Annotated in this window: 28 protein-coding genes and 1 pseudogene; 3 read left to right on the forward strand and 26 right to left on the reverse strand. The window is 35.3% G+C overall.

Annotation, left to right across the window (positions count from 1 at the left end; genetic code table 11):
• The 4 genes and pseudogenes from ACHA8N_RS00670 to ACHA8N_RS00685 form a co-directional block, all read right to left on the reverse strand.
• A pseudogene (locus ACHA8N_RS00670) lies at positions 1-662 on the reverse strand (transposase); the annotation flags it as partial.
• 2 nt (positions 663-664) lie between these two features.
• On the reverse strand, positions 665-1,750 hold the full coding sequence (locus ACHA8N_RS00675) for a tyrosine-type recombinase/integrase (protein WP_000867971.1): 1,086 nt from the start codon (positions 1,748-1,750) through the stop codon (positions 665-667).
• A gap of 113 nt (positions 1,751-1,863) precedes the next feature.
• On the reverse strand, positions 1,864-2,202 hold the full coding sequence (locus ACHA8N_RS00680) for a JAB domain-containing protein (RefSeq protein WP_393964443.1): 339 nt from the start codon (positions 2,200-2,202) through the stop codon (positions 1,864-1,866).
• A gap of 129 nt (positions 2,203-2,331) precedes the next feature.
• Complete coding sequence (locus ACHA8N_RS00685; protein WP_393964444.1) at positions 2,332-2,544, reverse strand: hypothetical protein; 213 nt, start codon at positions 2,542-2,544, stop codon at positions 2,332-2,334.
• A 620-nt stretch (positions 2,545-3,164) separates the two neighbouring features.
• Here ACHA8N_RS00685 and ACHA8N_RS00690 point away from each other — a divergent pair.
• A complete protein-coding gene (locus ACHA8N_RS00690; RefSeq protein WP_393964445.1) occupies positions 3,165-4,178 on the forward strand; it encodes a DUF4062 domain-containing protein in 1,014 nt (337 codons plus the stop codon).
• Here the strand turns inward: ACHA8N_RS00690 and ACHA8N_RS00695 are convergent.
• The 6 genes from ACHA8N_RS00695 to ACHA8N_RS00720 form a co-directional block, all read right to left on the reverse strand.
• Positions 4,169-4,480: a hypothetical protein gene (locus ACHA8N_RS00695; protein ID WP_393964446.1), complete on the reverse strand. Its 312-nt coding sequence runs from the start codon at positions 4,478-4,480 to the stop codon at positions 4,169-4,171. The two genes, ACHA8N_RS00690 and ACHA8N_RS00695, sit on opposite strands and share 10 nt — an antisense overlap.
• Before the next feature lie 33 nt (positions 4,481-4,513).
• Positions 4,514-4,831, reverse strand: a complete 318-nt coding sequence (locus tag ACHA8N_RS00700) for a hypothetical protein (protein ID WP_393964447.1) — start codon at positions 4,829-4,831, stop codon at positions 4,514-4,516.
• A 474-nt stretch (positions 4,832-5,305) separates the two neighbouring features.
• Complete coding sequence (locus tag ACHA8N_RS00705; protein WP_393964448.1) at positions 5,306-5,686, reverse strand: hypothetical protein; 381 nt, start codon at positions 5,684-5,686, stop codon at positions 5,306-5,308.
• Positions 5,679-6,074 carry a hypothetical protein gene (locus tag ACHA8N_RS00710; protein WP_393964449.1) on the reverse strand — a complete coding sequence of 132 codons (396 nt, stop codon included), beginning with the start codon at positions 6,072-6,074 and terminating at the stop codon, positions 5,679-5,681. Before ACHA8N_RS00710 ends, ACHA8N_RS00705 begins: the two co-directional genes overlap by 8 nt.
• 67 nt (positions 6,075-6,141) lie before the next feature.
• Positions 6,142-6,447 carry a hypothetical protein gene (locus ACHA8N_RS00715; protein WP_393964450.1) on the reverse strand — a complete coding sequence of 102 codons (306 nt, stop codon included), beginning with the start codon at positions 6,445-6,447 and terminating at the stop codon, positions 6,142-6,144.
• 17 nt (positions 6,448-6,464) lie between these two features.
• Positions 6,465-6,812 (reverse strand): hypothetical protein, encoded by a 348-nt coding sequence (locus ACHA8N_RS00720; protein ID WP_393964451.1) that lies wholly within the window; start codon positions 6,810-6,812, stop codon positions 6,465-6,467.
• A gap of 623 nt (positions 6,813-7,435) precedes the next feature.
• Here ACHA8N_RS00720 and ACHA8N_RS00725 point away from each other — a divergent pair.
• On the forward strand, positions 7,436-7,858 hold the full coding sequence (locus ACHA8N_RS00725) for a hypothetical protein (RefSeq protein WP_393964452.1): 423 nt from the start codon (positions 7,436-7,438) through the stop codon (positions 7,856-7,858).
• Positions 7,859-7,957: 99 nt separating this feature from the next.
• Here the strand turns inward: ACHA8N_RS00725 and ACHA8N_RS00730 are convergent, their stop codons facing one another.
• The 6 genes from ACHA8N_RS00730 to ACHA8N_RS00755 all read right to left on the reverse strand — a co-directional run bounded on the left by ACHA8N_RS00730 (position 7,958) and on the right by ACHA8N_RS00755 (position 14,033).
• Positions 7,958-9,490, reverse strand: a complete 1,533-nt coding sequence (locus ACHA8N_RS00730; RefSeq protein WP_393964453.1) for a primase C-terminal domain-containing protein — start codon at positions 9,488-9,490, stop codon at positions 7,958-7,960.
• 380 nt (positions 9,491-9,870) lie between these two features.
• Positions 9,871-10,770 (reverse strand): hypothetical protein, encoded by a 900-nt coding sequence (locus tag ACHA8N_RS00735; protein WP_393964454.1) that lies wholly within the window; start codon positions 10,768-10,770, stop codon positions 9,871-9,873.
• A gap of 151 nt (positions 10,771-10,921) precedes the next feature.
• The gene (locus ACHA8N_RS00740; protein WP_393964455.1) at positions 10,922-12,358 is read right to left on the reverse strand and encodes an ApeA N-terminal domain 1-containing protein; all 1,437 of its coding nucleotides are present in this window, start codon (positions 12,356-12,358) and stop codon (positions 10,922-10,924) included.
• A gap of 19 nt (positions 12,359-12,377) precedes the next feature.
• Positions 12,378-12,653, reverse strand: a complete 276-nt coding sequence (locus ACHA8N_RS00745; protein WP_393964456.1) for a hypothetical protein — start codon at positions 12,651-12,653, stop codon at positions 12,378-12,380.
• 12 nt (positions 12,654-12,665) lie between these two features.
• Positions 12,666-13,466, reverse strand: a complete 801-nt coding sequence (locus ACHA8N_RS00750) for a ParA family protein (protein ID WP_393964457.1) — start codon at positions 13,464-13,466, stop codon at positions 12,666-12,668.
• 9 nt (positions 13,467-13,475) lie between these two features.
• Entirely contained in the window at positions 13,476-14,033 is a 558-nt protein-coding gene (locus tag ACHA8N_RS00755; protein WP_215148917.1) for a recombinase family protein, read from the reverse strand.
• Positions 14,034-14,318: 285 nt separating this feature from the next.
• On the opposite strand from ACHA8N_RS00755, the gene ACHA8N_RS00760 reads away from it, so the two are divergent.
• Positions 14,319-14,747 carry a hypothetical protein gene (locus ACHA8N_RS00760; protein ID WP_393964458.1) on the forward strand — a complete coding sequence of 143 codons (429 nt, stop codon included), beginning with the start codon at positions 14,319-14,321 and terminating at the stop codon, positions 14,745-14,747.
• A gap of 41 nt (positions 14,748-14,788) precedes the next feature.
• On the opposite strand, the gene ACHA8N_RS00765 is transcribed toward ACHA8N_RS00760, so the two are convergent.
• The 10 genes from ACHA8N_RS00765 to ACHA8N_RS00810 form a co-directional block, all read right to left on the reverse strand.
• A complete protein-coding gene (locus ACHA8N_RS00765) occupies positions 14,789-15,133 on the reverse strand; it encodes a YolD-like family protein (RefSeq protein ID WP_393964459.1) in 345 nt (114 codons plus the stop codon).
• A 154-nt stretch (positions 15,134-15,287) separates the two neighbouring features.
• Positions 15,288-15,959, reverse strand: coding sequence for a Fic/DOC family protein (locus tag ACHA8N_RS00770; RefSeq protein WP_393964460.1), 672 nt, complete (start codon positions 15,957-15,959; stop codon positions 15,288-15,290).
• A gap of 14 nt (positions 15,960-15,973) precedes the next feature.
• A complete protein-coding gene (locus ACHA8N_RS00775; protein ID WP_026826968.1) occupies positions 15,974-16,171 on the reverse strand; it encodes a hypothetical protein in 198 nt (65 codons plus the stop codon).
• A 68-nt stretch (positions 16,172-16,239) separates the two neighbouring features.
• Positions 16,240-16,749, reverse strand: coding sequence for a hypothetical protein (locus ACHA8N_RS00780; protein ID WP_114597399.1), 510 nt, complete (start codon positions 16,747-16,749; stop codon positions 16,240-16,242).
• Positions 16,749-18,377 (reverse strand): lysozyme family protein, encoded by a 1,629-nt coding sequence (locus tag ACHA8N_RS00785; protein WP_393964461.1) that lies wholly within the window; start codon positions 18,375-18,377, stop codon positions 16,749-16,751. Before ACHA8N_RS00785 ends, ACHA8N_RS00780 begins: the two co-directional genes overlap by 1 nt.
• Before the next feature lie 52 nt (positions 18,378-18,429).
• A complete protein-coding gene (locus tag ACHA8N_RS00790; RefSeq protein WP_114597401.1) occupies positions 18,430-18,822 on the reverse strand; it encodes a hypothetical protein in 393 nt (130 codons plus the stop codon).
• Between the two features lie 134 nt (positions 18,823-18,956).
• Positions 18,957-19,667, reverse strand: a complete 711-nt coding sequence (locus tag ACHA8N_RS00795; RefSeq protein WP_393964462.1) for a hypothetical protein — start codon at positions 19,665-19,667, stop codon at positions 18,957-18,959.
• A complete protein-coding gene (locus tag ACHA8N_RS00800) occupies positions 19,664-20,260 on the reverse strand; it encodes a hypothetical protein (RefSeq protein WP_393964463.1) in 597 nt (198 codons plus the stop codon). The genes ACHA8N_RS00795 and ACHA8N_RS00800 overlap by 4 nt, the downstream gene beginning before the upstream one ends.
• Positions 20,257-20,652, reverse strand: a complete 396-nt coding sequence (locus ACHA8N_RS00805; RefSeq protein WP_393964464.1) for a DUF4320 family protein — start codon at positions 20,650-20,652, stop codon at positions 20,257-20,259. Before ACHA8N_RS00805 ends, ACHA8N_RS00800 begins: the two co-directional genes overlap by 4 nt.
• A gap of 72 nt (positions 20,653-20,724) precedes the next feature.
• Positions 20,725-20,943, reverse strand: a 219-nt coding sequence (locus ACHA8N_RS00810; RefSeq protein WP_393964465.1) for a hypothetical protein, incomplete at its 5' end; no start/stop codon positions are given.

The raw sequence follows: 20,943 nt of genomic DNA on the forward strand, positions 1-20,943 counted from the left end.
AAATAATTATTCTTAAAACCCTTAAAGTTGATCGTATATTCGTAGGATGTTGGGTTTACCTTATCTTCCGGTAATGATAATTTTCTTCGATTCCAAACATCTTTTTCCCATTCTTCCCCATCAAAATAGAAGTCCTCATAGAATTCCATAAACTGCTTAAGATGAGTAACGTAATAGGAATTCGCATGTACAGTAACTTTCTGCTGATTTACATCAAGTTTGTAATTAGTAGTCGTAGTTTTTACTTTTTGTTCTGTTAAGTAGGTCCGGTATTCTGTCAAAGCTTTTTTTATAGGCACTTCGGTTATCGATGTAATATTAGGATATTTTAAATTTAAAAATCCCATCATCCGGCTTATCACTGTTCCCTTTCTAATCCAAACGGATTTTGCATTCCAAGCTCCATTATTCAAGTGAAGGTAATAAAAATATTTTAATTCTGTTTTCAACCAGACATTTTCCACCTTATCGAAATTTACCCAACGATTTCTTAGTGACGGATTCTTACTTAACTCAATTGCACTAGGATGCGGACAAATTCTTATATCCCATCTATCTGCTGCCCAATAACCTTTTAAAACACTTGTCATATTAGCTATTTTTTTATTAATCTCTGTACTAGCGATAAGCTTTCGATTAGTTGCTACACTTGGAAATTTCATTGTCATGTTTCTCTCCCTTGAAGATACTTTTTATATTCATTCTTCATATCTTGATCAGAAAGATGAACATACGTATCAAGTGTTGTTTGTACATGGGCATGCCCTAATCTTTTTTGTACATATGCAGCATCCCATCCACTTCTAATAAGCTCTGTGGCATGCGTATGACGTAATATATGGGCAGTGAAAGTAATCCCTGTCCGTTTTCCTAGTCTTCTTATTAAGTCTAATACACTTTGATATTTTAGAGGGTGGCCAAAATAAGAATCTTTAAGATTAATAAATATATAATCATGATCTAAATCTTCCCCATATTCATGTACTAAGTAATCGGTATATAATGCCATTAATTCCTTACTTACATCAATAGTTCTTTCTTTTTTAAGTTTAATATAAGCTCCATTTTCATTATGATCTCTTGGCCTGATGTTAATCTGGTTATCCCATGTTGAAATATCTTCAATACGAAGGGATAATGCTTCTCCTATCCGAAGTCCCCCTTCATACATAAGCATAATAAGTAACTTATCTCTTTTGGTATGACATGCCTCAATTATTGCTTTGACTTGTCCATGTTCTAATACTTGTACAAGTTTCTTTTTGACCCTAAGCTTTAAAATATTTTTTTTATAGGATCTACCTTTAGAAATATGGTGAAGAAACCCCTTAAAGTTTCTTCCTCTTGCTTCTTTAGACATATCTATAGCTTTAAAATTTTCTGTGCGATTTAAATACTCTAAGAAACTAGTTACAGCGTTAAGTATGGAATTAACTGATGTTTCCTCTCTTTTAGCCTTCTTTGGTTGTATATCTATTACCTTTAAATGCCCTGCTGGATTTCTTAACCATCCTACAAAGTTTGCTAAATCCTCAAATTGTAAATCTCCTAATTCGATTCTACTTTGGCTCATAAATTCATAAAACAGCTTGAGATGATAACAATATGTTTTAATGGTATTTGGAGCTTTGCCCGTATTATCCAAGTACTTTATAAATCGCTTAACCGGTTCTATCACTTCAAATTCTTTATCTAGCAGTATGTATAACGGATATGATTTTTCCTCCACAATTACTTTCTGAACCTTCATCTTTCCACCACCTTTAAATACTTTAACTACTATTAATAATACCCTTATATATTTAATAGTTAAAGCACTGTAATTAAAAAATCCTAAACTTCGAGTACTTAGAGTACTCTAGTTTAGGATACTATGTTTAATAAATCGGCGCTCGGATGGTTATGACAGATTACAAATGAAGCACAGTTACTTAGAATAAGAGGTTTGAAAACCTCTCTAGGCGTAACAATCGAAGAACTGAGCGATCCCATATGCGCTCTGTTAACCATATTAATTTTATTCTTAGTGCTTAAACCGATTACTAGTAGAACTTCGCGATCTTCATCACCGATATAAAACGAAGCTAAATTGGCGACGTCGTTAGGACCACTAATCGGAGTAGCAATTCGTCCCTTTCGAACCTTAGTTTCTTGAACAATTCTAACTACTTCTACGACTGACTCTAGCATCATAAATGACATTCCTCTTTTCGTTTTTTATGTCTTCGAATTTGGTAATACTCTTGGTGTTACTAGCTTTCCCTCCCTCACCTCCTATATCTATTATAACACCAAAAGTATAATTTTACACTATTTTTAAACTAAAATTAGTTAAATTATTTCACTTTCATCGATAAAGAAAAACGTTCCATCTAACTTTGCTTCAGCAATCAGATTAAGCATATTTTCAATCTTGTCTAAAAAATCTTCTTCGTTTGCAGATATTTCTTGAGTACACCACAAGTACTGTTTTAGTGAGTCGTAATCTGCTTTCAAACAATGATTGATGAATCCTAAGACTGTAATCTCTTGAACTTTTTTCAATGGTTTTCCTCTTTTCGTTTTTGATATTTTCGAACTTGGTTTTTTCCGTCTTTGTCTCCTCGGGGCGCTTAAAAGGCCTCACTAGGCTTATTTTTGCCGGTTTGGCACCGTATGCGGACACTCGCTGCCTACGACGTGTCAAGGGAGCTTTTGAGGAAACTTTTATTCTCCGATTTTCAGAGAATAATACAAAGTTTTCGTCCCTTGATGAGGAGTCCAGGTCTAGGGGCTGGAGGATCCCGAGAAGCGAAGCGGAGGCTCGGGTCCTCCATCTCCAGCCCTGGTCAGGGAAGTGTACGCTCCGAGGGGCAAATCGGAAAAATGCTCTCGTCCGGCGTTGGCCGGACTTCCTTTTTAATGCTAGCGTTAACGATAGTGCTAGCGTAATGCTCTTGACTTTGACTTACGCTCCGTGGCTGCCGTCAAACGATGGACAGGAACGTACGGATCCTAGCGTCCTTGGACGCTTAGGGAACGTCGTTATCGGCCGGAGTAGGCTGTCAGCGGTAGTTAGGTCCTGTCAGCATCTATATGCGCTACAGGACCTTCTATGAGCCCTATCAAAAAGAAATCTTTACATGCTATGATTTAAGATGAAAAGGCCGAGGGGGATCATTGAAATGTACAAAAAATATCAAGTTTTTATTTCATCGACATATACTGATTTAATTGAAGAACGTCAACAAGCCGTTGAAGCTGTATTAAATGCAAATCATATTCCAGCTGGTATGGAATTGTTTAAAGCTGGTAGCTTAGATCAACTTCAAACTATAGAACGGTGGATTGATGAATCTGATATATATATGCTGATTTTAGGTGGTCGATATGGCACCTTAGAACCTAAATCTAAAAAAAGTTATACACATTTAGAGTTTGAATACGCTTTGAATTCGGGTAAACCAATTTTTGCACTTGTACTTACAGATGACATGCTGAAAGTGAAATCTTTAGGGTCAAATGTGAGAGATGAAGATGTTTATGAAAAAATGAACCACGAAAAATATTTGGAATTTAAAGAATATGTTGCAGGTCACAATCGTGTTGTTTCTATGATTAAGAATATTGACCAAATTAAAGCTGAAGTATTTGGATCTATTAACGAAATTGAACGATTCAATCGTTTAAAGGGTTGGATTCGAGAGGATGATCCATCATTAGTGAAAAATAATGATAACCTCGAACAGAAAACGAAAGATTTGATCGATACAAATAAACAATTGATGACGAGAATAAAAGAACTTGAACAATTATCAACTTCGTCTTTACAAATTGGAGAGTATACTTATGATGAAATCTTAAATGCTTTAACAAGTAAGTATGTACAATTGGACGAAGAGTTTTTGAACCAAATGAATCATGAGATGACTATGAATCCAACGCTATTACAGCTTCTTTTACAGAATTTACTTACTCTTCTTAATGGTATTCCTACAGGAACGAAGGATCCTGTTGGTCTGTTGTTACTCGATAATTTAATTCCTGTTCTTCTCTCTTTAGATATGGTCGAACTTAAAGACATTGAACTTATAAATCTGGGTCCATTCAAATTTAAAAAATGGACTTTAAATAAGAATGGACGTACTTTTATAGGAAAAATTCAAGTAGGTACAATAGATGTTTCGGGTCATGTGTGACCCGAAACAATCCGTGATTGAATTTTAAGTTTTTTTTGCAACTTCAAAAAAAAGGTTATGTCTGAATCATTCTCAATATCTATTTCTTCATGTAACCATTCTAAACTTCCTTTTTCAGAATAAAAATCAGCTTGCCAAGTTTCTGAATGAACAAAGACAATTCCATCACATACTTCAAGTAGGGGTGTCCACTCAAAAATATCCCAGCAAAATGCTGTAACAAACTGAAGAAAATCTTCTTCAGTTTGTATTTCGATTACTTCTTCATTCCCGATGGTATATCTGACTTCTAACAGATTCATAGTGTGTTCTCCTTAGAACTGATTTACTAGCAATTAAGCTAGTAAATCAGTTCTTCCTTTCTTCTCTTTTGTCCAAATAGAAATGAGGAGTTCTTGAACATTATCAATTGATACTGATTCATATTGATGTGTTGCTACTCTTTCAAGCTCCCAATTAAAAATGTCATCAATGACATTCACTTTACTATCTGATTTAAGAATGAAATCGGTGACGTGAAACAGATAATCATTACCTAAGAAATTCACTGAGATTTTTTTGCCTTTTCTATCGACATGATAACCAGTTCCTCCATATTCATAGATGAGCTTTTGAGATATTTCACTTCTTAGATGTTCAAACGACGAATACATATGATTCACTCCTTTTGTTGATTCGAGGACCATCTCCCCTGTTCGAAGTCTGTTGAGTGAACGTAATGATTTTGTGGCAAGGAAAAAGTGCAAAAAAAAATACGCTTTAGCGTAACTGATTGGAATATTTATTAGGTTCAGTGAGACTCCGGGGATCAGAGGAGTCAAAAATCTAGCGTAGCTATCAGAATTTTTGACGACGCATGAGGTCGAGGAGTTTCCTGGTTCTTATAAATCATGGAATGAAGGTTTTATTTTTCACCCTTGCCACAAAATCATAGTGAACTAACGTGACAAGAACAGGGGGCCTATGCTTTTGTTTTTGAAACATCAACTAGGAAAACGATTAGCTTAAAAATAAATCGCACGCTCGATGCGTGCGAAAAATCAATTCAATAGTAATACGTAGTATTACTTCCATTCGAAGAGAAAGAAAAATGTAGCGTAAGCTACTTTCTTCTTTCTTCTTTTGGCTTACCTGACTGTTGCTCCAGTACGGAGAATTGTGTCCAGTTCACTTTTAATATTAAGTGCTAAATCTATATCGAAGATTTCAATTGCATCTATTGTTGCTAAGAGACTTATAAAAGTTTCTCTTAGTTTTTCGCGTTGATTATTTTTTTGCTGCAGCTGAAAAATTTCACTATACCAAAGTGCCTCATTTTTGATTTCTTCTTGAGTCAACATTGGTTGAAGACGATGATCACTTTTAGTCTTTAAGTGATCATCGTTCTTTAAACCAAATGCTTTTCTAAGGACTCCTAATTGTACTGAAACGATTGTCCGACGTTCTCTACTATTATTCGTTTCTGTACATAATTCGTTTATGATGTTCATCAAAGTTGTATTATTCATGTTCAGTCTCCTGTTCGCTTAAAGTCACCATATATGGATCCTCTGGATCTTCAATCTCTATCATTGCGTCATTCTCTGATAAATGCTTTAGAACCGGATATAAATCAGGATTTACCTTATTTAAATTGCCTATTGTCGAGCTAGGCGACTCTAAAATATCAGTGAAATGCTCTAATTCGTTATAAGTATCATAGAAACGCATTATAGTTGGACCTGGACTGCTTACGTTACAGTTTGCTTCAGCTGCTAACTCTTCTTTAATGATCTCTTGAAGCCCTTGCAAAATCTGAAGTTTACTTGATTTCGGATGAATATAAGTTTGAAGCTTGCTCACTTCAATATCTATATCTAGCCCTACAAAAACCTTAAAATTAATTGAATCGCTCATATAATGACCTCCTTAAAGTTAGTATTAATGCTAGCGCTATTGCTAGCATTAATACTTTCAATGAATGTTAAATACTTTCTAAGAACATTTCGAGATGTTCGGTAATTTCGTTTAGCGAAGAAGAGCAGTACACGTCTTTACTTAGCTTTTCTAAATCACGATAGTCTACTGTAACATTGGACCACTTCTCAATCAGCACATTTTCTTTTTTAATTTCTAAATTTACTGGATCCATCTGATCGTTAATACCATAGCTCTCCAAAGCATTGAAAAACATTTCTTTTTGATGTGGTAAAGTGAAATATTGCTTTCTTTGAATCGACTTACTATTTTTTTTAGTGTTCATTCCTACGGTAACAGTAGCATGCATCATTTTGTTTTCCTCCAATTTTAGTATGGATTAAGCGTCATTAAATCGAATACAGATTTAAGATCGTTCAAAAGGTCTTCTGGATCTATTCCCTTTAACTTTTGATCTAGTAAAGTAGACCAATCTCCTTCTAAATAACTAACGATTAATCTTCGTTCGAATGTCTCTTCTTTTTCGTCGTACTGATAATCTAGTGTAGAAGCAGTTTCATTTTTAACGTTAGAGTACATTAATTTTATACTTCCGCACTCTTTACTTCTGTCTACTTCTCGAACATGAATCTGAGATAAATTTTCGTAAGTGAACGTCATGTTGTAAATTTGTTCGACTTCATCTTGCAAATCTCTTGATAGCTCTTTAAGGTCCATGTTTTTCCTCTTTTCGTTTTTGATGTTTTCGAACTTGGTTTTTTCCGTCTTTGTCTCCTCGGGGCGCTAAAAGCCTCAATAAGGCTTATTTTTGCCGATTTGACACCGAATGCGGACACTCGCTGCCTACGACGTGTCAAGGGAGCTTTTGAGGAAACTTTTATTCTCCGATTTTCAGAGAATAATACAAAGTTTTCGTCCCTTGATGAGGAGTCCAGGTCTAGGGGCTGGAGGGTCCCGAGAAGCGAAGCGGAGGCTCGGGTCCTCCATCTCCAGCCCTGGTCAGGGAAGTGTACGCTCCGAGGGGCAAATCGGAAAAATGCTCTCGTCCGGCGTTGGCCGGACTTCCTTTTTAATGCTAGCGTTAACGATAGTGCTAGCGTAATGCTCTTGACTTTGACTTACGCTCCGTGGCTGCCGTCAAACGATGGACAGGAACGTACGGATCCTAGCGTCCTTGGACGCTTAAGGAACGTCGTTATCGGCCGGAGTAGGCTGTCAGCGGTAGTTAGGTCCTGTCAGCATGTATATGCGCTACAGGGCCTTCTATGAGCCCTAATAAATCTTTGTCTAGTGTTATACTTTAAGATACATATCAAAATAAAGAGGAGAGCCCTATACAAATGAGAAAAAAAACTTATGACGATGGATTTATTTTTAGTTTTAAAATTCGTCTCGAATATCGATTGCCTTATACATACATGAGAGAACTATCTAAAGTTAATCCGACTCTAAAAAACTATAATCTTAATTGGCAAAAAGTCTTTGAATTTGGCTGTATGACATTACAAGCATTGCTATCAAAAGGATATCGTATTACTGCTCCAGCATATTTTGAGACCCGCCCTTATAATAATACTTCTACGTTTACAGGGACGATCATTGAAGAGATTAAACAATTTGCCTACGAATTAAATTTTAAGCAACCCGAAGTAATTGAATTCTGCTTATGGCTTTATTTTATGATTCACATGTCAGATGAAGAAATAACATTTTTCAAGATTAATACACTAGAGTTTCAAATTGATCCTCCCCATAGCAGATAATACAATCCATACTGGTACCACTTACGAAATATACCTATCGTGAAGACTACCAGTAATGCGTAGAATTATATTTCAATCACCATACATCGTAAGCAACTCCTATTTATTGAGCCACCATAATCCTGGACCAGGTAAATATCCTGTGGTGTAGATCAATGTCAGAACAGACGAGCTGGATACGGTACCTAAGTGTTTTGGCAATTGACACATTAATTTCGAAGTGTATTCTTTTGTTTCTTCCAATGCACAGAATGCATTATATGTATCTCCAGGTAATTGAATCTTCTGCTTTTGTTTAGCGATCTCCAGCATGAAGTCCTGAGTTCGATAAATAACGAATCCAGCGTATCTCCCTTTCATTACATTTCCTTTCAAATCTCTTTTTTTACGAATAATAAATTTAGATTTTGAGACTTTCTTAAAAGCACGAGTCAAACTTTTGACTTGCGCTTTTTCATGATTCATTTCTTCTGCAAGTTGTGAGGCACTAATGGACAGACTACTCCCCTCCCCAACGGGCAACCTTTTTTCAAGGTGATCAATAGTACGTTCTACAAGCTCTTCTATTTTTTCATAAGCACGTTCTTCTTTTGTTTTTTTGTGTTTATAGTAACCACGTAACTGCGGACGTACACCACAAATCATTTCAACTACATCTGGTCTTACAAAGTAATCTTTCTTATATGCACTTTTCACGGCTTTTTCGAGTCTTCTGTTACCGATAGGATAGGTAGCTACTGCATTTCGCTCCTTCATCATCGTAATGGTTTCCTCGATCTCGTATCCATCTCTCTTAGCCATTACACTTAATTCAAACGCTGCCATGTTCCGAGTTCCTTTTTCGTCTGTATTCCAAAGAGCACGTCCAGCCTTACTAGTTAACCAAGATCCATTGACTGATGCATTACCACGCTTAAGACCTAATTCTTGAAACCATTCAGTAGCTTCATCTTTAGACCAAAGGTTTTCCTTTTCAAAGTACATAATTGTTTCTTCTCTTGGAAAACGCGCCCATCCAAAAAGTGAATTGTTCAAGTCAATTTGTAACCCTTGTTCATACAAAGAAGAACGTATTGCTTCTCCAATAGCTTTTGCATATTGAACAGCAGCAGCTGAACCGTACCAAGCTTCATTATCTGCGAACACAACAAAAAACTGCACTCCCTTTGGAGTTTTTAAAATTAGTGTCGGCTTACATGAGATCCCCGCTACTTCGAAAGCAAACAAGATTTGTTGTACAGAAGTTTTTTGGTCGATATCAAACCCAAATGTTCTAACTCGTCTTAAGTTTTCATCTGCTATGTCAGATGGCTTTACGGCCATATAATATGTATTTGGGGTGAAATGAGTTACTCCAGTATGGCTATTGTTATGATAGTGCAAAACACCCTGGATACTTCGTGCAATATCTTGACCTCCTAAAGAGAGGTCAAAAATACTTTCTTTACTATAAGCAACTCGTATACTACCTTGAGTTTTCAACTCAAAGTCACACTTCTGTTTGATGGATCTCGGTACATTATTGGCATAGTTATCGTACAATCCAATTCCACGACCAAAAATAGTTTCTAAAACTTCTTGTTCTAAATACGAATGCTGTCTTACAGGACTTTTAGAAAGACTCGAGTACATCAGACTTCTCCTCCAACTAGTAAGAAGAGCACACAAAAAGGGTATGCTGCTCCCGTTGATTTTTAGTAAAAACAACAGAGAACATGCACACCCGTATATTGGAGGTCACGCTTTTTATACTTATAACCTTGTCAGACATGTTTAAGCATGCTAATATGAGGTCATAAGTATGTTAATTAGAACTTGCATCTCCTGTCCGGCCAAAGACTTTTAGATGTGCATGTTCTCTGAGGACTTGAATCTTTGATTCAGGTCCTTTTCCTTTATTCAATTTTATATATATATCAGTAAAGATCTTTATTGTATTTTCCATTGTAAAAATTATTCCAAAGTTATTCGCATTACATTAACAATACTCGGAAAAGCTATATAGAACAAGATTATTTTTCACTAGTCTTACCAGTTTTGTATTCCACTTCTGATTCGTGTCCTGGATAAATCAATTCTTCTTTCCCTGTCGGATACATAGTTTGACCTCCCTCCAATTCGTATACTTCCATAACTTCATTGAGGATTTCTTTCGACTCATTCCATCCTACAAGATCAACAGAGCGTTCAATTGCTTTATGCATTAGTAATTTCACCTCTCTAATTTTACTCATAGTATCTTCTTCGGTGTATTTAACGTACTGCCTGAATACATCGCATAAAATTTTAATACGATCCTTCGATTCATCATTTCCAAACAGTCGAATGGATTGTTCTCCAATGTATTCATCAGTATCTACGTCTAAAACAAGCTGTAATTGATGCTTTTCATCTGACCAATGGTTGTACAACTCATATTCTCTTAAGCTCTCTAAAGGCTCATAAAGACCTTCATCTATAAACCGTATGATTTCGTCTTTTCTTCGAACAAAAGTTCCATTTGAGTTTAGCGTTGTAGTTTGTTTCTTTATTGCTACATCCAGCAACTCTAGAATATCTTTTGGTACGTAATACATACGTTTTTTTAATTCTTTTTGCCCTTTAGGTTCTAAAACTGTAAGAAGATATTCGATGATTGTAGATCTGTTAGCATTTAACCCCATCTGTTTTAAGCTATCACAAAGATCATCAATTTCTTTACTCTGAAATTCAGTTAAAGTTAACAACTTAACTTCTTTTTCTACATCGTTTTTGTCACTCATTTTATTGTCACGAATGTATCTGATTAATTGAGCTTTATCTAATCCTTTATCAAGAACTTCTCGAAGTTGCTTGCTACCTTGTCGTCCAAACTTTTTTGCTTGGAAAGCTCGATTAACGGATTTTGATACATAAAAATTATAGCGTTTCATACAATCACCTCTCTTACTATGATTGATTATATCATAAATACCGACAAAATAGGTAATAAAAAATAAATTCCTTTACTATTAGCAATAGCAATATTGCTAGCAAAGAAGAGTAAAAAGAGTTGAAGTAAAACTTCAACTCTTTTTACTCTTCTTATTGGAGATTCAAGTTAGCTCTTACAAGTTGATAATGTATTCGAGGATCCTTTTTAAATCTTTCTACTATATACTCTTCTTTTATTCCTAATTCTTTAAATAGCAGCATAGTCATGAATAATCTAAGTCTTTGAATAGCATATATTCGTTTTTCTGACTCAATAATTCTAGATTTCCCTACCTCGTCATAATGAGTAAAATAATTTCTAGTATCAACTAGTTTTTGAATAAATTTTTTTATATTGCTCTCATCACCAAAAATTAAGATTCTTGATTCAGATGATAATGAATCAGTAAGTTGTATAAGTCGATGTCTCAAAGAATACTCATTCCCATATTTTATAGAACCTATTAATTTATCTTTCAACCTATCTGGAGCAGTATTTTTTATATAATCATTTATTTTATTCAAATACAAATCGTAATCTTCACTTTTAATTAGAGTTCCAGGCTGATTCCGCCTATGGAATGCCTCAATTGATTGCATTAAATTGCTGAAGCTTTTTGTAATATGTGTAACCCCAAAATATTCTCCAGCAAATAAATCATATACAACATCTAGTTTTTCTTCACTTTCAAACCATTTATTAACTATTTCACCAAAGTTAGATTTAACATGTTGATACGACATTATAAAACTATCTTCCGTGATCTTAGTTTCTAATTTTATAGATCCTTGTCTCATCAGCAATTTGTATTCTTTAGAATCAATAAAATCCATATTCATTAGTTCATTATGTCCAGGTTCTTCTTTGATAAAAATCAAATCTAAGATATACACGCTTCGTCCTGTTAAGACTGTCATTAGTTTTTGCAGGGTGTATAATTGTTTCCTGAACCACTCAAAATTTTTGATTTCATTTGGAACTAGCTTCAATCTACTTACTGATGTAAATTCAGCTTTTCTGTACAAGTCGTTATTTGTTCGAATTGAACCAGATCCTTTTAATTCTGCATTAATAAACGGTATATCTATTTGAATTAAATCAAGCTCATTAATGCTGATGGTTTTGTCACTTAACGTCCTGCCATGTGTTTTAAATACCGCTTCTCCTAACCATTCAGGAAAATAAGAAAACTCAATTTCCATAGCCTCGAAATCAATATCATCCAAACTCTTACAATGCATGCCTACAAATATTTGAGAAGCTCTATAGGTTTCAAACGTAAGACTGTGTTTTCCTATATGAGATTTAAGGTTGGTACGCATCGCTGATAATAGTGTGATTTCTTCTCCTGACTCTGTCACACCAAAAATTACATCTAAACCATTTGAATTGTCTTTCGCGCCTAAACTATTAAAGAGTTCAAGTCGTATTTGATCATTACTATAAAACAAAATACCTGCTACTTGTTCACCTTCTGGAAGCATCCAAGTACCTTTAATTTCAAATTCATCATTGAGTAAGTAATTCTTTATCTTCTTTGTTTTCAAGATTATCAACTCTTTTCGATTATAGGTAACCTTCTTTTTTAAATAATTCTCTTAAAGCTAAATTCACAGTTGCAGACTTTACTCCACGTTGCCCTCTTTGCTGAAGACTATTTAAAATTTTCGATAAATCTTCTTCTATATAAAAACCCGTATATACTGTATTACTCCTTTTAGCACTCAGGATTTCTTTAAGTGTGCTATTGTTCACATTTTCGCTATTGTTATTGCTAGTATTATCAAATGGATCCTTGGCAACTTCATCAAAACCCATTAGCTTTCTATCTTTATTACTCATTTCATAGTCTCCTTATCCAAGCTTTAATTCTTTTAATAATTCATTATAGATTCTAGCACCTTTAGAAGTAGGAGCCGCTAATGACAGAGGTCGCTGATCAAAACCAACACTTGAAGCAAATTCAATGGTTGTCGGTATAAACGTTCTGGTCACCTTTATCTTCGAGTTCATTGCATAATCTTGTAAAAGTTCCATAATCCCTCTATGTAAGAGTGTTCTTTGATTAACCAGTGTAGGGACGATCGCTCGCACACGCAACTCAGGATTCATTTGACTCTTAAAATCATTTACTATCTTCAAGGTTTTCTGTAGTGATCGCATAGCATATTTTTCAGGTTGGAATGGAATAATCATATCCTGGCACGCAACTAGAATGTTTCCTTGTATTAAACCGAAACTTGTTGGTGTATCGATTAATACATAATCATAATCCATCTTAATTTTTTCAATCACTTCTTTGAGTAAGGAAAATCGCTTTTGTGTAGGAAATTGTCTTGCATCTAACAATACATCAAATTCAAATGAGAGCATATCATCATTCGTAACCAGGAGATCGATATTCTTATCAACACTGACTAACGCCTTTTTAGGATCTGCACCTTTAATGAGTGCATCATATAAAGAAAACTCCACATCTTCTTCTAATAAATCCGGGTTTTGGCCAAACGTTACGGCCACATCTGATTGTATGTCCATATCCACGATTAAGACTTTTTTATCAATTAAAGAGAGTTGACCAGCAAGGTTTGTCGTCATGGAGGTTTTCAATACCCCACCCTTATTACTTATGACTGCAATTACTTCTCCAGGCATCATTACACCTCATACTTCCTCAGCTTTTTTTTGGCGGTACTTATAGAACGTAGGTGGTTTCAGTGGCAAGACATTACAAATGTCCTTTACAGTCATTCCAGCTTCAAACATCATGTTAGCCTTATCAATGACTGATTGATCAATCGGCTTTCTACCACCGACTCTCCCTCTACTTCTTGCTGCAGCTAATCCTGCTTTAGTTCGCTCAATTGTTAATTCCCTCTCCATTTCTGCAAGACCTGCCATAATCGTGAAATACAGCTTACCAGCTGGTGTATTTGTATCAACGCCTAAAGTAAGTATTTTCAGTCCCACACCGTTTTCCTCTAACCACTCTGATAACTCGAGTAACTTTTTGGTTTGACGACCTAAACGATCTAACTTCCAAACAACCAACGTATCTCCAGGACGTAAATAATTTAAACAAGCTTCAAACTCTGGACGTTCTTTTACTGAGCTCTTCTTTTCTTCAAAAATCTTTTCACAGCCGGCCGCCTTAACTGCGTCAAGTTGCAACTCTAAATTTTGTTCAATGGTCGATACTCTAACATATCCAATGTTCGCCATCTAGACACCTCCTGTTTTTTTGTTTGCTCGAGCAAACAACGATCTCGTTACGAGGGGTTTTTTTATATAAAACGCTAAATTAACTTAATAAATAGACATTGATTAATATACGAGAAAATATAAGACTTTCCTGCTTATTATACTAAATTTATTGGCGTATAAGTTTTTTATATTAAACGACCGTTTTATATAAAGAAAAAAACAACTGGATATTATTTAAAGTCTTAAAGGACTTTAGTGTATAATTTGGTTAATCAATACAGTAAACGATATGGAGGAAATTAAATGTCTGCTAAATCTATGTATATTAGCTTTTTAAATGATGCAACAACTTCTATGGCCAAAGTGAATAAGGTTCCGGATTCAGATTACTTAACATATTTCACATCAAATGGAATTGTCGTAGGAAGAGAAGAAATAATTGATCCTATAGAATACGACGATATTGATGGATTGCAAAAAGGTGTAGTGACACTTTTGGAAGAGAAGTCACCTGTATCTTCAGTTTTAATCGCATCTAGCCTCTATAAACATCATGCAAGTAAAGACAATCAATCTGATAGCAACAGTGACCTGCAAATTATTACCTTAAGGGATGCTCAAGTTTTGACAGCTCAAAATATTGTTATCAACTGTGAACAATTTGTTCTATTCACAGACCAAGTTGTAGGAGTCGTCTCAGGAAAGCTCGATTTGAACCAATTTAAGGCATGACAAAAAAACCTCCTGGTATAGGAGGTTTTTTTCACCTATTTTTAGAAATCCTCCAACAACTCTATCCCAACAATCCTTTCAAAAGTGACTTTTCCTGTATTAGTTTGTTTTCCAAGTAATTTCACACATCGTTCAAGGTAATCTATCTTTTGTACGTATCCTTTACAAAATTTAATATCACCAGAAATATTGTCATAATACATTATTTTTATTTGATTACCATTAAATAATGCTTCGTTGATTACTTCCTCATAAACAAACATCATTTGCTCATCCATCTCTGGCATCGAGATCTTTTGCTTTTCTTTATAGTACTCATATAACAATGCTTTATGTTCCGGCATGAGAAATGGTATCCACTTTAAGTTACCTCGATCTTTGTACATTTTACGCCCTCCTTAAAATAAGAATATATGTTCTTATAATAACCTTTTTTAATTGACTAAAAACACCCCTTTGATTATTCACAATAAAAAGGCTAAGTCATTTACTTCAAAAGAAGTTTCGACTTAGCCTTTTGTCTTTAACTCTATTTTTTATTCATCTTTCTAAATCATAATTGTTTTTGGTTACATTTGTTGAAATGATACTTTTACTATTTATATGTGGTTGCTCAGATTGGCTCTTAAAGTGTTTGGTTACAATCACCTCTTCAAAGACTTTCTTTAGAGGTCTTCCAGTTCCATTTACTGACTCAATCGTTACTTCAAGTAATTTCTTAGAGTCTATCTTTTCCAACTGGAGAGAGTAACCCAGCTTATCTGCTACTTTTTCAATAAATATTCTCTGTGTACGTCCGTTCCCTTCTCGGAACGGATGGATCATATTAAGTTCACCATAATAATAAGCTAATTTTTCACCTATGTTATTGGACGTAATAGATTTCGAGGTGATATCCCTATTTAGCTTTGTAACTAAATCTTCAAGTGCAGCTGGTACATACAGAGCATTAGCAAACATCGTTTTTCCTTTAACGATGTTCACCGTTCTATACTCACCGGCCCAATCATATACATCATCAAATAAGTTTTTATGAATCTTTTTTATCAAAGAAGCATCTAGCTTTAAATTCGGAGTAGCTATCAATTCGCTTTGTAGTTTAATCCATCCACGAATCGTAGACCTCTTCTCTAAAATCTCCAACTTTCTAGGATCTTTTTCGCCAAATTTATTCTTCAATACACCATCTTGAGAATAAGGATCTGCGCTCAATGTGTTCCCTCCCCTTACGTGTTAGAAGATATTTCTTTTAATTTTTCATCATAGTAAGCATCAATTTCTTCAGTAGGATCTAATCCTAGTGACAACATCTCTTTGATTTTCTTTACTAAATCTTCTTCGATTGGCAATCCTTCTGCTGCAGAAGAAGCTAAAAAACCTGGTAATAGTTCAAGCATTTTATCGGCATTTTGGAGTTTTTTCATGTATATCTCCTCCTTGTTTTATAGTTTAATTATATCATAAATAACTATAAAACACGATTGTTTATTGCTTAATCCGTGACTATTTTAGTGATTATTAAACCTTTATCGTTATATAAAAGCTTTACCTCATATTTTTTTTCTTTAGCCGTAGTGAATTCAAATAAAACTTCAGTATTACTCTCAACCTCCTTTATTTGTTTTATCTTATACTCCTTCACGAAGCCATATGGTTTCACCTTATCCATAATTAATTGATCCATCTCTTCTGGGCTCTCTCCATTTGGACCTTCAATTATTTCAGGTGCTCCCTTTACTCCAAAGGCTTCAGGTGAGAAGTAGCTAAATAAAGAATATCCATCTACGACCGATTTTCCGAACTCTTCAGCCCTACTCTTTACATTCACTTCAGGAAGTTCATGTAAAAATGTAGAGAGGGGCTCTTGAGACTCATTATTAGCAGTCTCAACCTCTTGTTTTTCATGTCTTATGTCACCAATTTTTACTGCAGCTGTAATGATTAAGGTAGTCGTCACAATAAACGTACCGATTAAAATCAAAATAAAACGTTTGTACCCCATCAAAACAGCCCCTTTACTACTAGTTCTGGATTAATTGCATTCTTTTTATCGACAGTCCAAGCTGGAGAGTGCACTTCAAAGTGTAAATGTGGGAAAGTGGACCATGGAACACCAGGTGTATTTCCTACCATTCCGATCTTTTGACCTTGCTTGACACTCATTCCTTCTTCAACCAAAGGCGTATAGGCTAAATGAGCATATACCGACTCAAAACTTTTTCCTTTCACCTTGTGCTTGATATACACGACATTTCCGTAAGAAGATGAGTATTGTGATCTAGTTACTTTGCCTGCAGCAATCGAATAGATTCCAATTTTCCCTTCATCTGCCCAAGAATGAACGTTCAAATCAACACCTGCATGCCAGGCTGGCGATCTGAATTGGTGCCAAGTACCTTTAGTGTAGGTATCTTTTGGCATAGGTGAAATGAAATCCCCCTTACCCGCAATGAAATCTCCACCCATTGAATCACAAGATGCTTTACCAGGGTTGTTATAATACTTCAACACCATCATGGCGTGTTGAGGTGTTCCGTGTACCCCATCATTACATCCTAATTGAGATGGATGTGACGAACACCAGTATTTAGAAAACTCTTGTGCTTTCTCAAGTGTATATTTGTTTCCGTGTGACTTAATCCAAGGTAGGAAAGCAGCACCAAAGTTATAGGTTTGAACTGCGATCATCATGTCACCGCCAGCCTTTTGTATCGATGCTTTCCATTCTTGTACACCTGCCTGAATTGAGTATTCAGCATCTTGAATACCATTAGGTCCTTTAGGATATCGCGTATTATACGGTCCTTCTGAAGATTGCAGTGGATCCGTTCCCATCCCTGAACTTTCTTGTTGCATCATGGCCATGAGCCATCCTGTGTACTGTTCTACACCATATTTCTTTGCATATTTTTCAATAAGTGACTTATAGCCCTTTACGTTATCTGTAACGCCTTTAGCACTGCCTCCAGGAGCTACGTCACCAATACAAAGACCAATTCCTCCTGATACTGATTGAAGATCAGGATACATCTCCATGAGCATCCCACTATCCAGAATACGCTTGACGTCTCTTTTCATCACTTTAGTAAACTTTGCAAGGTCCATAGCCTCATCTATTCCATGTGAAGACATTGATACTCTATAAGTGGATTTAGCGCCAATTTCTCTTAGCGATTCTGCTATATTCTTTGTACTGCCTCCACTACTTTTTATGAAAGATAAAATTTGATTCTTCCCTTTATAATTTTTTTTCGATATTACTTTTTCTATAGTTCCTCCGCCTTTAATACACTCACCTTTCTTATTTTTCTTTTCACACTTAACATTCTCTATCTTTAGCTTCTCTACACTTAACTCTATAAAGTACAGTGCTGCTTCTTCTGGATCACCTTTATCTAAATCATTATCGAAACGTACCATATCAAAGGCAATGAGTTCTTGCCAATCTATACCGAATTCACTAGCCACGTTCGCATATTCCTTAACTTTGTCTTCCTCCCCTCCAGGCATAAAACCTGTAAAGACAAGAAAAGGCACAGTAAGAATAATCGCTAAGATTACACCTACTGCGCCCGCTAGCTCCTTCCAATGCTTAAGTGCAAAAGAAGCCAGTTTAATTTTTAGCATCATAAAGTCGTCTCCTCAGCTAATTATTATTAAGCTGCAGGATCGAAGTAAAGATTTACTGTTCAGTATCAGAATCACTTTCGACATAAAAGATCCATTCATTTAATCGGAAGAATTCTTTTTCCTGTTCAGTAAATTGAGTGGAGAAGTATATCCATGCAAATAGCTCAATCAATTCTGCTTGTTTTAAGCCAAAATGCTTTGCATATACTTTCATTTCATCAAAAACGCCATCTTTAAAATCATGTCCCATTCGCTCTTTTCGTACACCGGTTGTTGGTGGGGCAATTATTTTATGATTTCGTTCCTTGATTTCTTTAACCACTCCAAGACCGTTATCAAAAATTTCATTCCATCCCATTTCCTGCTCTCTTAACTTGCTTAAACCTCTAAGGTAATGGATGGGTAGGATCACTTCATTGCGTACCGCAAATGTTTTAAATGGCATATAGCATCCCTGTTCTTTCTAAAGATTTTCTTCGTGTACAGGTTATGAAGAAGAAGACTTTTCTAACTTCATAATGTCACAAAGTGATATAAAGATGCAATACGAACCAATAATTGGTAGTTAAAAATGCGTCTTTATTGGTCTTTAGAGGTCAGGACATACTTATTCCACTCATTTGCTTTTGGAATAGAGTCTTTTTTCGCTTTCTTGCCACTTGTACGATAGACACCTTTTTTCCACTCACGCCATTTAAATCCTACTGGTTTCTGATTGTTGTCTTCAATCACTTCAAAAAACAATCCTGCATCTCGGGCTATTTTAATCCAAGTTTTGTACATTCTGATATGTGTATAAGTGTGTATAGACACTGCTTCACCTTTTGCTTCTTTTTCTCTTATAAACGACTCGAGTCGTTTAAAATCATTCACGAGTTGATCCTTCCATTTTCTCGTTATTTCATCTGAAGAAAGACCTTTTCGACGCATCTTTTTCATTTCTTTTTTTAAGTACAACTGGTGGTGCATTTCATAACTTCCATCGTTCAATTTGGTAAAGGAAAGCTTTTTTATTTGTAGATGTTCTCTTAGATCCTTTCCTTCTTTCTTAAAATCTACTTTTCTATAAACTTTCAAATATAAAAAAGTACAACTTACTACATAAACTAGTACGACGTAAAAAACTATGTCAGATATTCTTAGCGTTACAACTTTTAGCGATTCAGATAAAAAGAATGTAGAAATCATTAATAGAATCGATATAACTGATCCTATCCCAAAAATCCATACTGCTTTAAACCACCTGTGTTCTTCTTTTCTTAAATGTTCAGTAGTCCATACCTTTGTCATATCAATATTCCTCCTGCTAATAGTGTTAAGATTGCTCCTAAACACATATTAACAGCACCTGGCCAATTTTCGAATATGATTTCCTTCCCTAATGGAGCACCTGGTGTCAGCAACATAATTACTTGTTCTTTTTGCTCTCTAATAGCATTTTTAAAGCCCTTTTTCTTAATCCAAGATATCCAAGCAAACAGTAATTGAAAGGCATACGTTACGATACAAAAAATCAAGGTTTGCTGAATAAGGTTTTCATGAGCGAATGAAGCGATCCATACACTCATTACAACAAACATTTTTGTATCACCAGGACTCGAGGTTTTCATTTTTTCTAAAACCAACCCAAAAATCAGACTAATTAACATCACGATTAAGATGATAAAACTTCCTTCATGCATGTAATTGAAAAAGCACAGCCCTGATACAAGTGATACTGCATGCTTAAGATTTGATGTTCTTCGATACTTAATGTCTGTATACAAATTTGCAGCAATATAATAAATGAAAAGCAATATCGCGCTGATAAGTATTAATTTTTCTATTGGGAGAATGCCAAATAGTTTCTCTAGATCCATATGTTGAAGTGGTGGTCTTATCATCTAAACAGCACCTCACTTACTCCATTCTTTTTAGCATGTAAAGGGAAGTCCATATTCGTGATGCCAATTAAATTAAAGATTTCATAACGATATGTTCCCTCGATTTCGAATGAAAGTGAATCGTTATGTTGTACAGGTCCTTTTGTATATGAGATTTTATAACCTTCTAAGTTCTCACTTTTCATTCGACTTTCTATTTGACCAATTATTGAATGTCTTACGCCTTCATACTCATAATCGAATCCACCTTGTCTTTCGGCTAACTCTACTGCATCATTTGCCAAGTTTTGAAGGTTTGTCTTTTCATTACTCATCATTAATCCCTCTGGAATTAGCAAAGTGAGAACAAGTAGAAGTGTGATGAAAATTGCTGTTGCAGCAGTGTTTTGCACGTATAGTTCCCTCCTCTTACTCTTAAAAGCAAGAGAGGAGGTACAATACCTTCTCTCTGCTCTCCTAAAAAATTATTTACCCCATGTTGATGGATCCACTTTGACCGAAGTATCTTTCAATCGTGTGCCGTAATTTGTGTACGCTGTTTGAAGTGCTGCGTAAATTAAACCTACAGCCATGATCCCGACGAAGATTACTCCTACAGTCCACATACCGTTATCTGCAGAGTTCTGTGAAACTTCCGATGCAGCCCATCTTGGCGCCAATGCTTTTGCTAGCACTACCGTTAG

It is taken from the genome of Exiguobacterium sp. S22-S28, from assembly GCF_043359615.1.
Classification (GTDB): domain Bacteria; phylum Bacillota; class Bacilli; order Exiguobacteriales; family Exiguobacteriaceae; genus Exiguobacterium_A.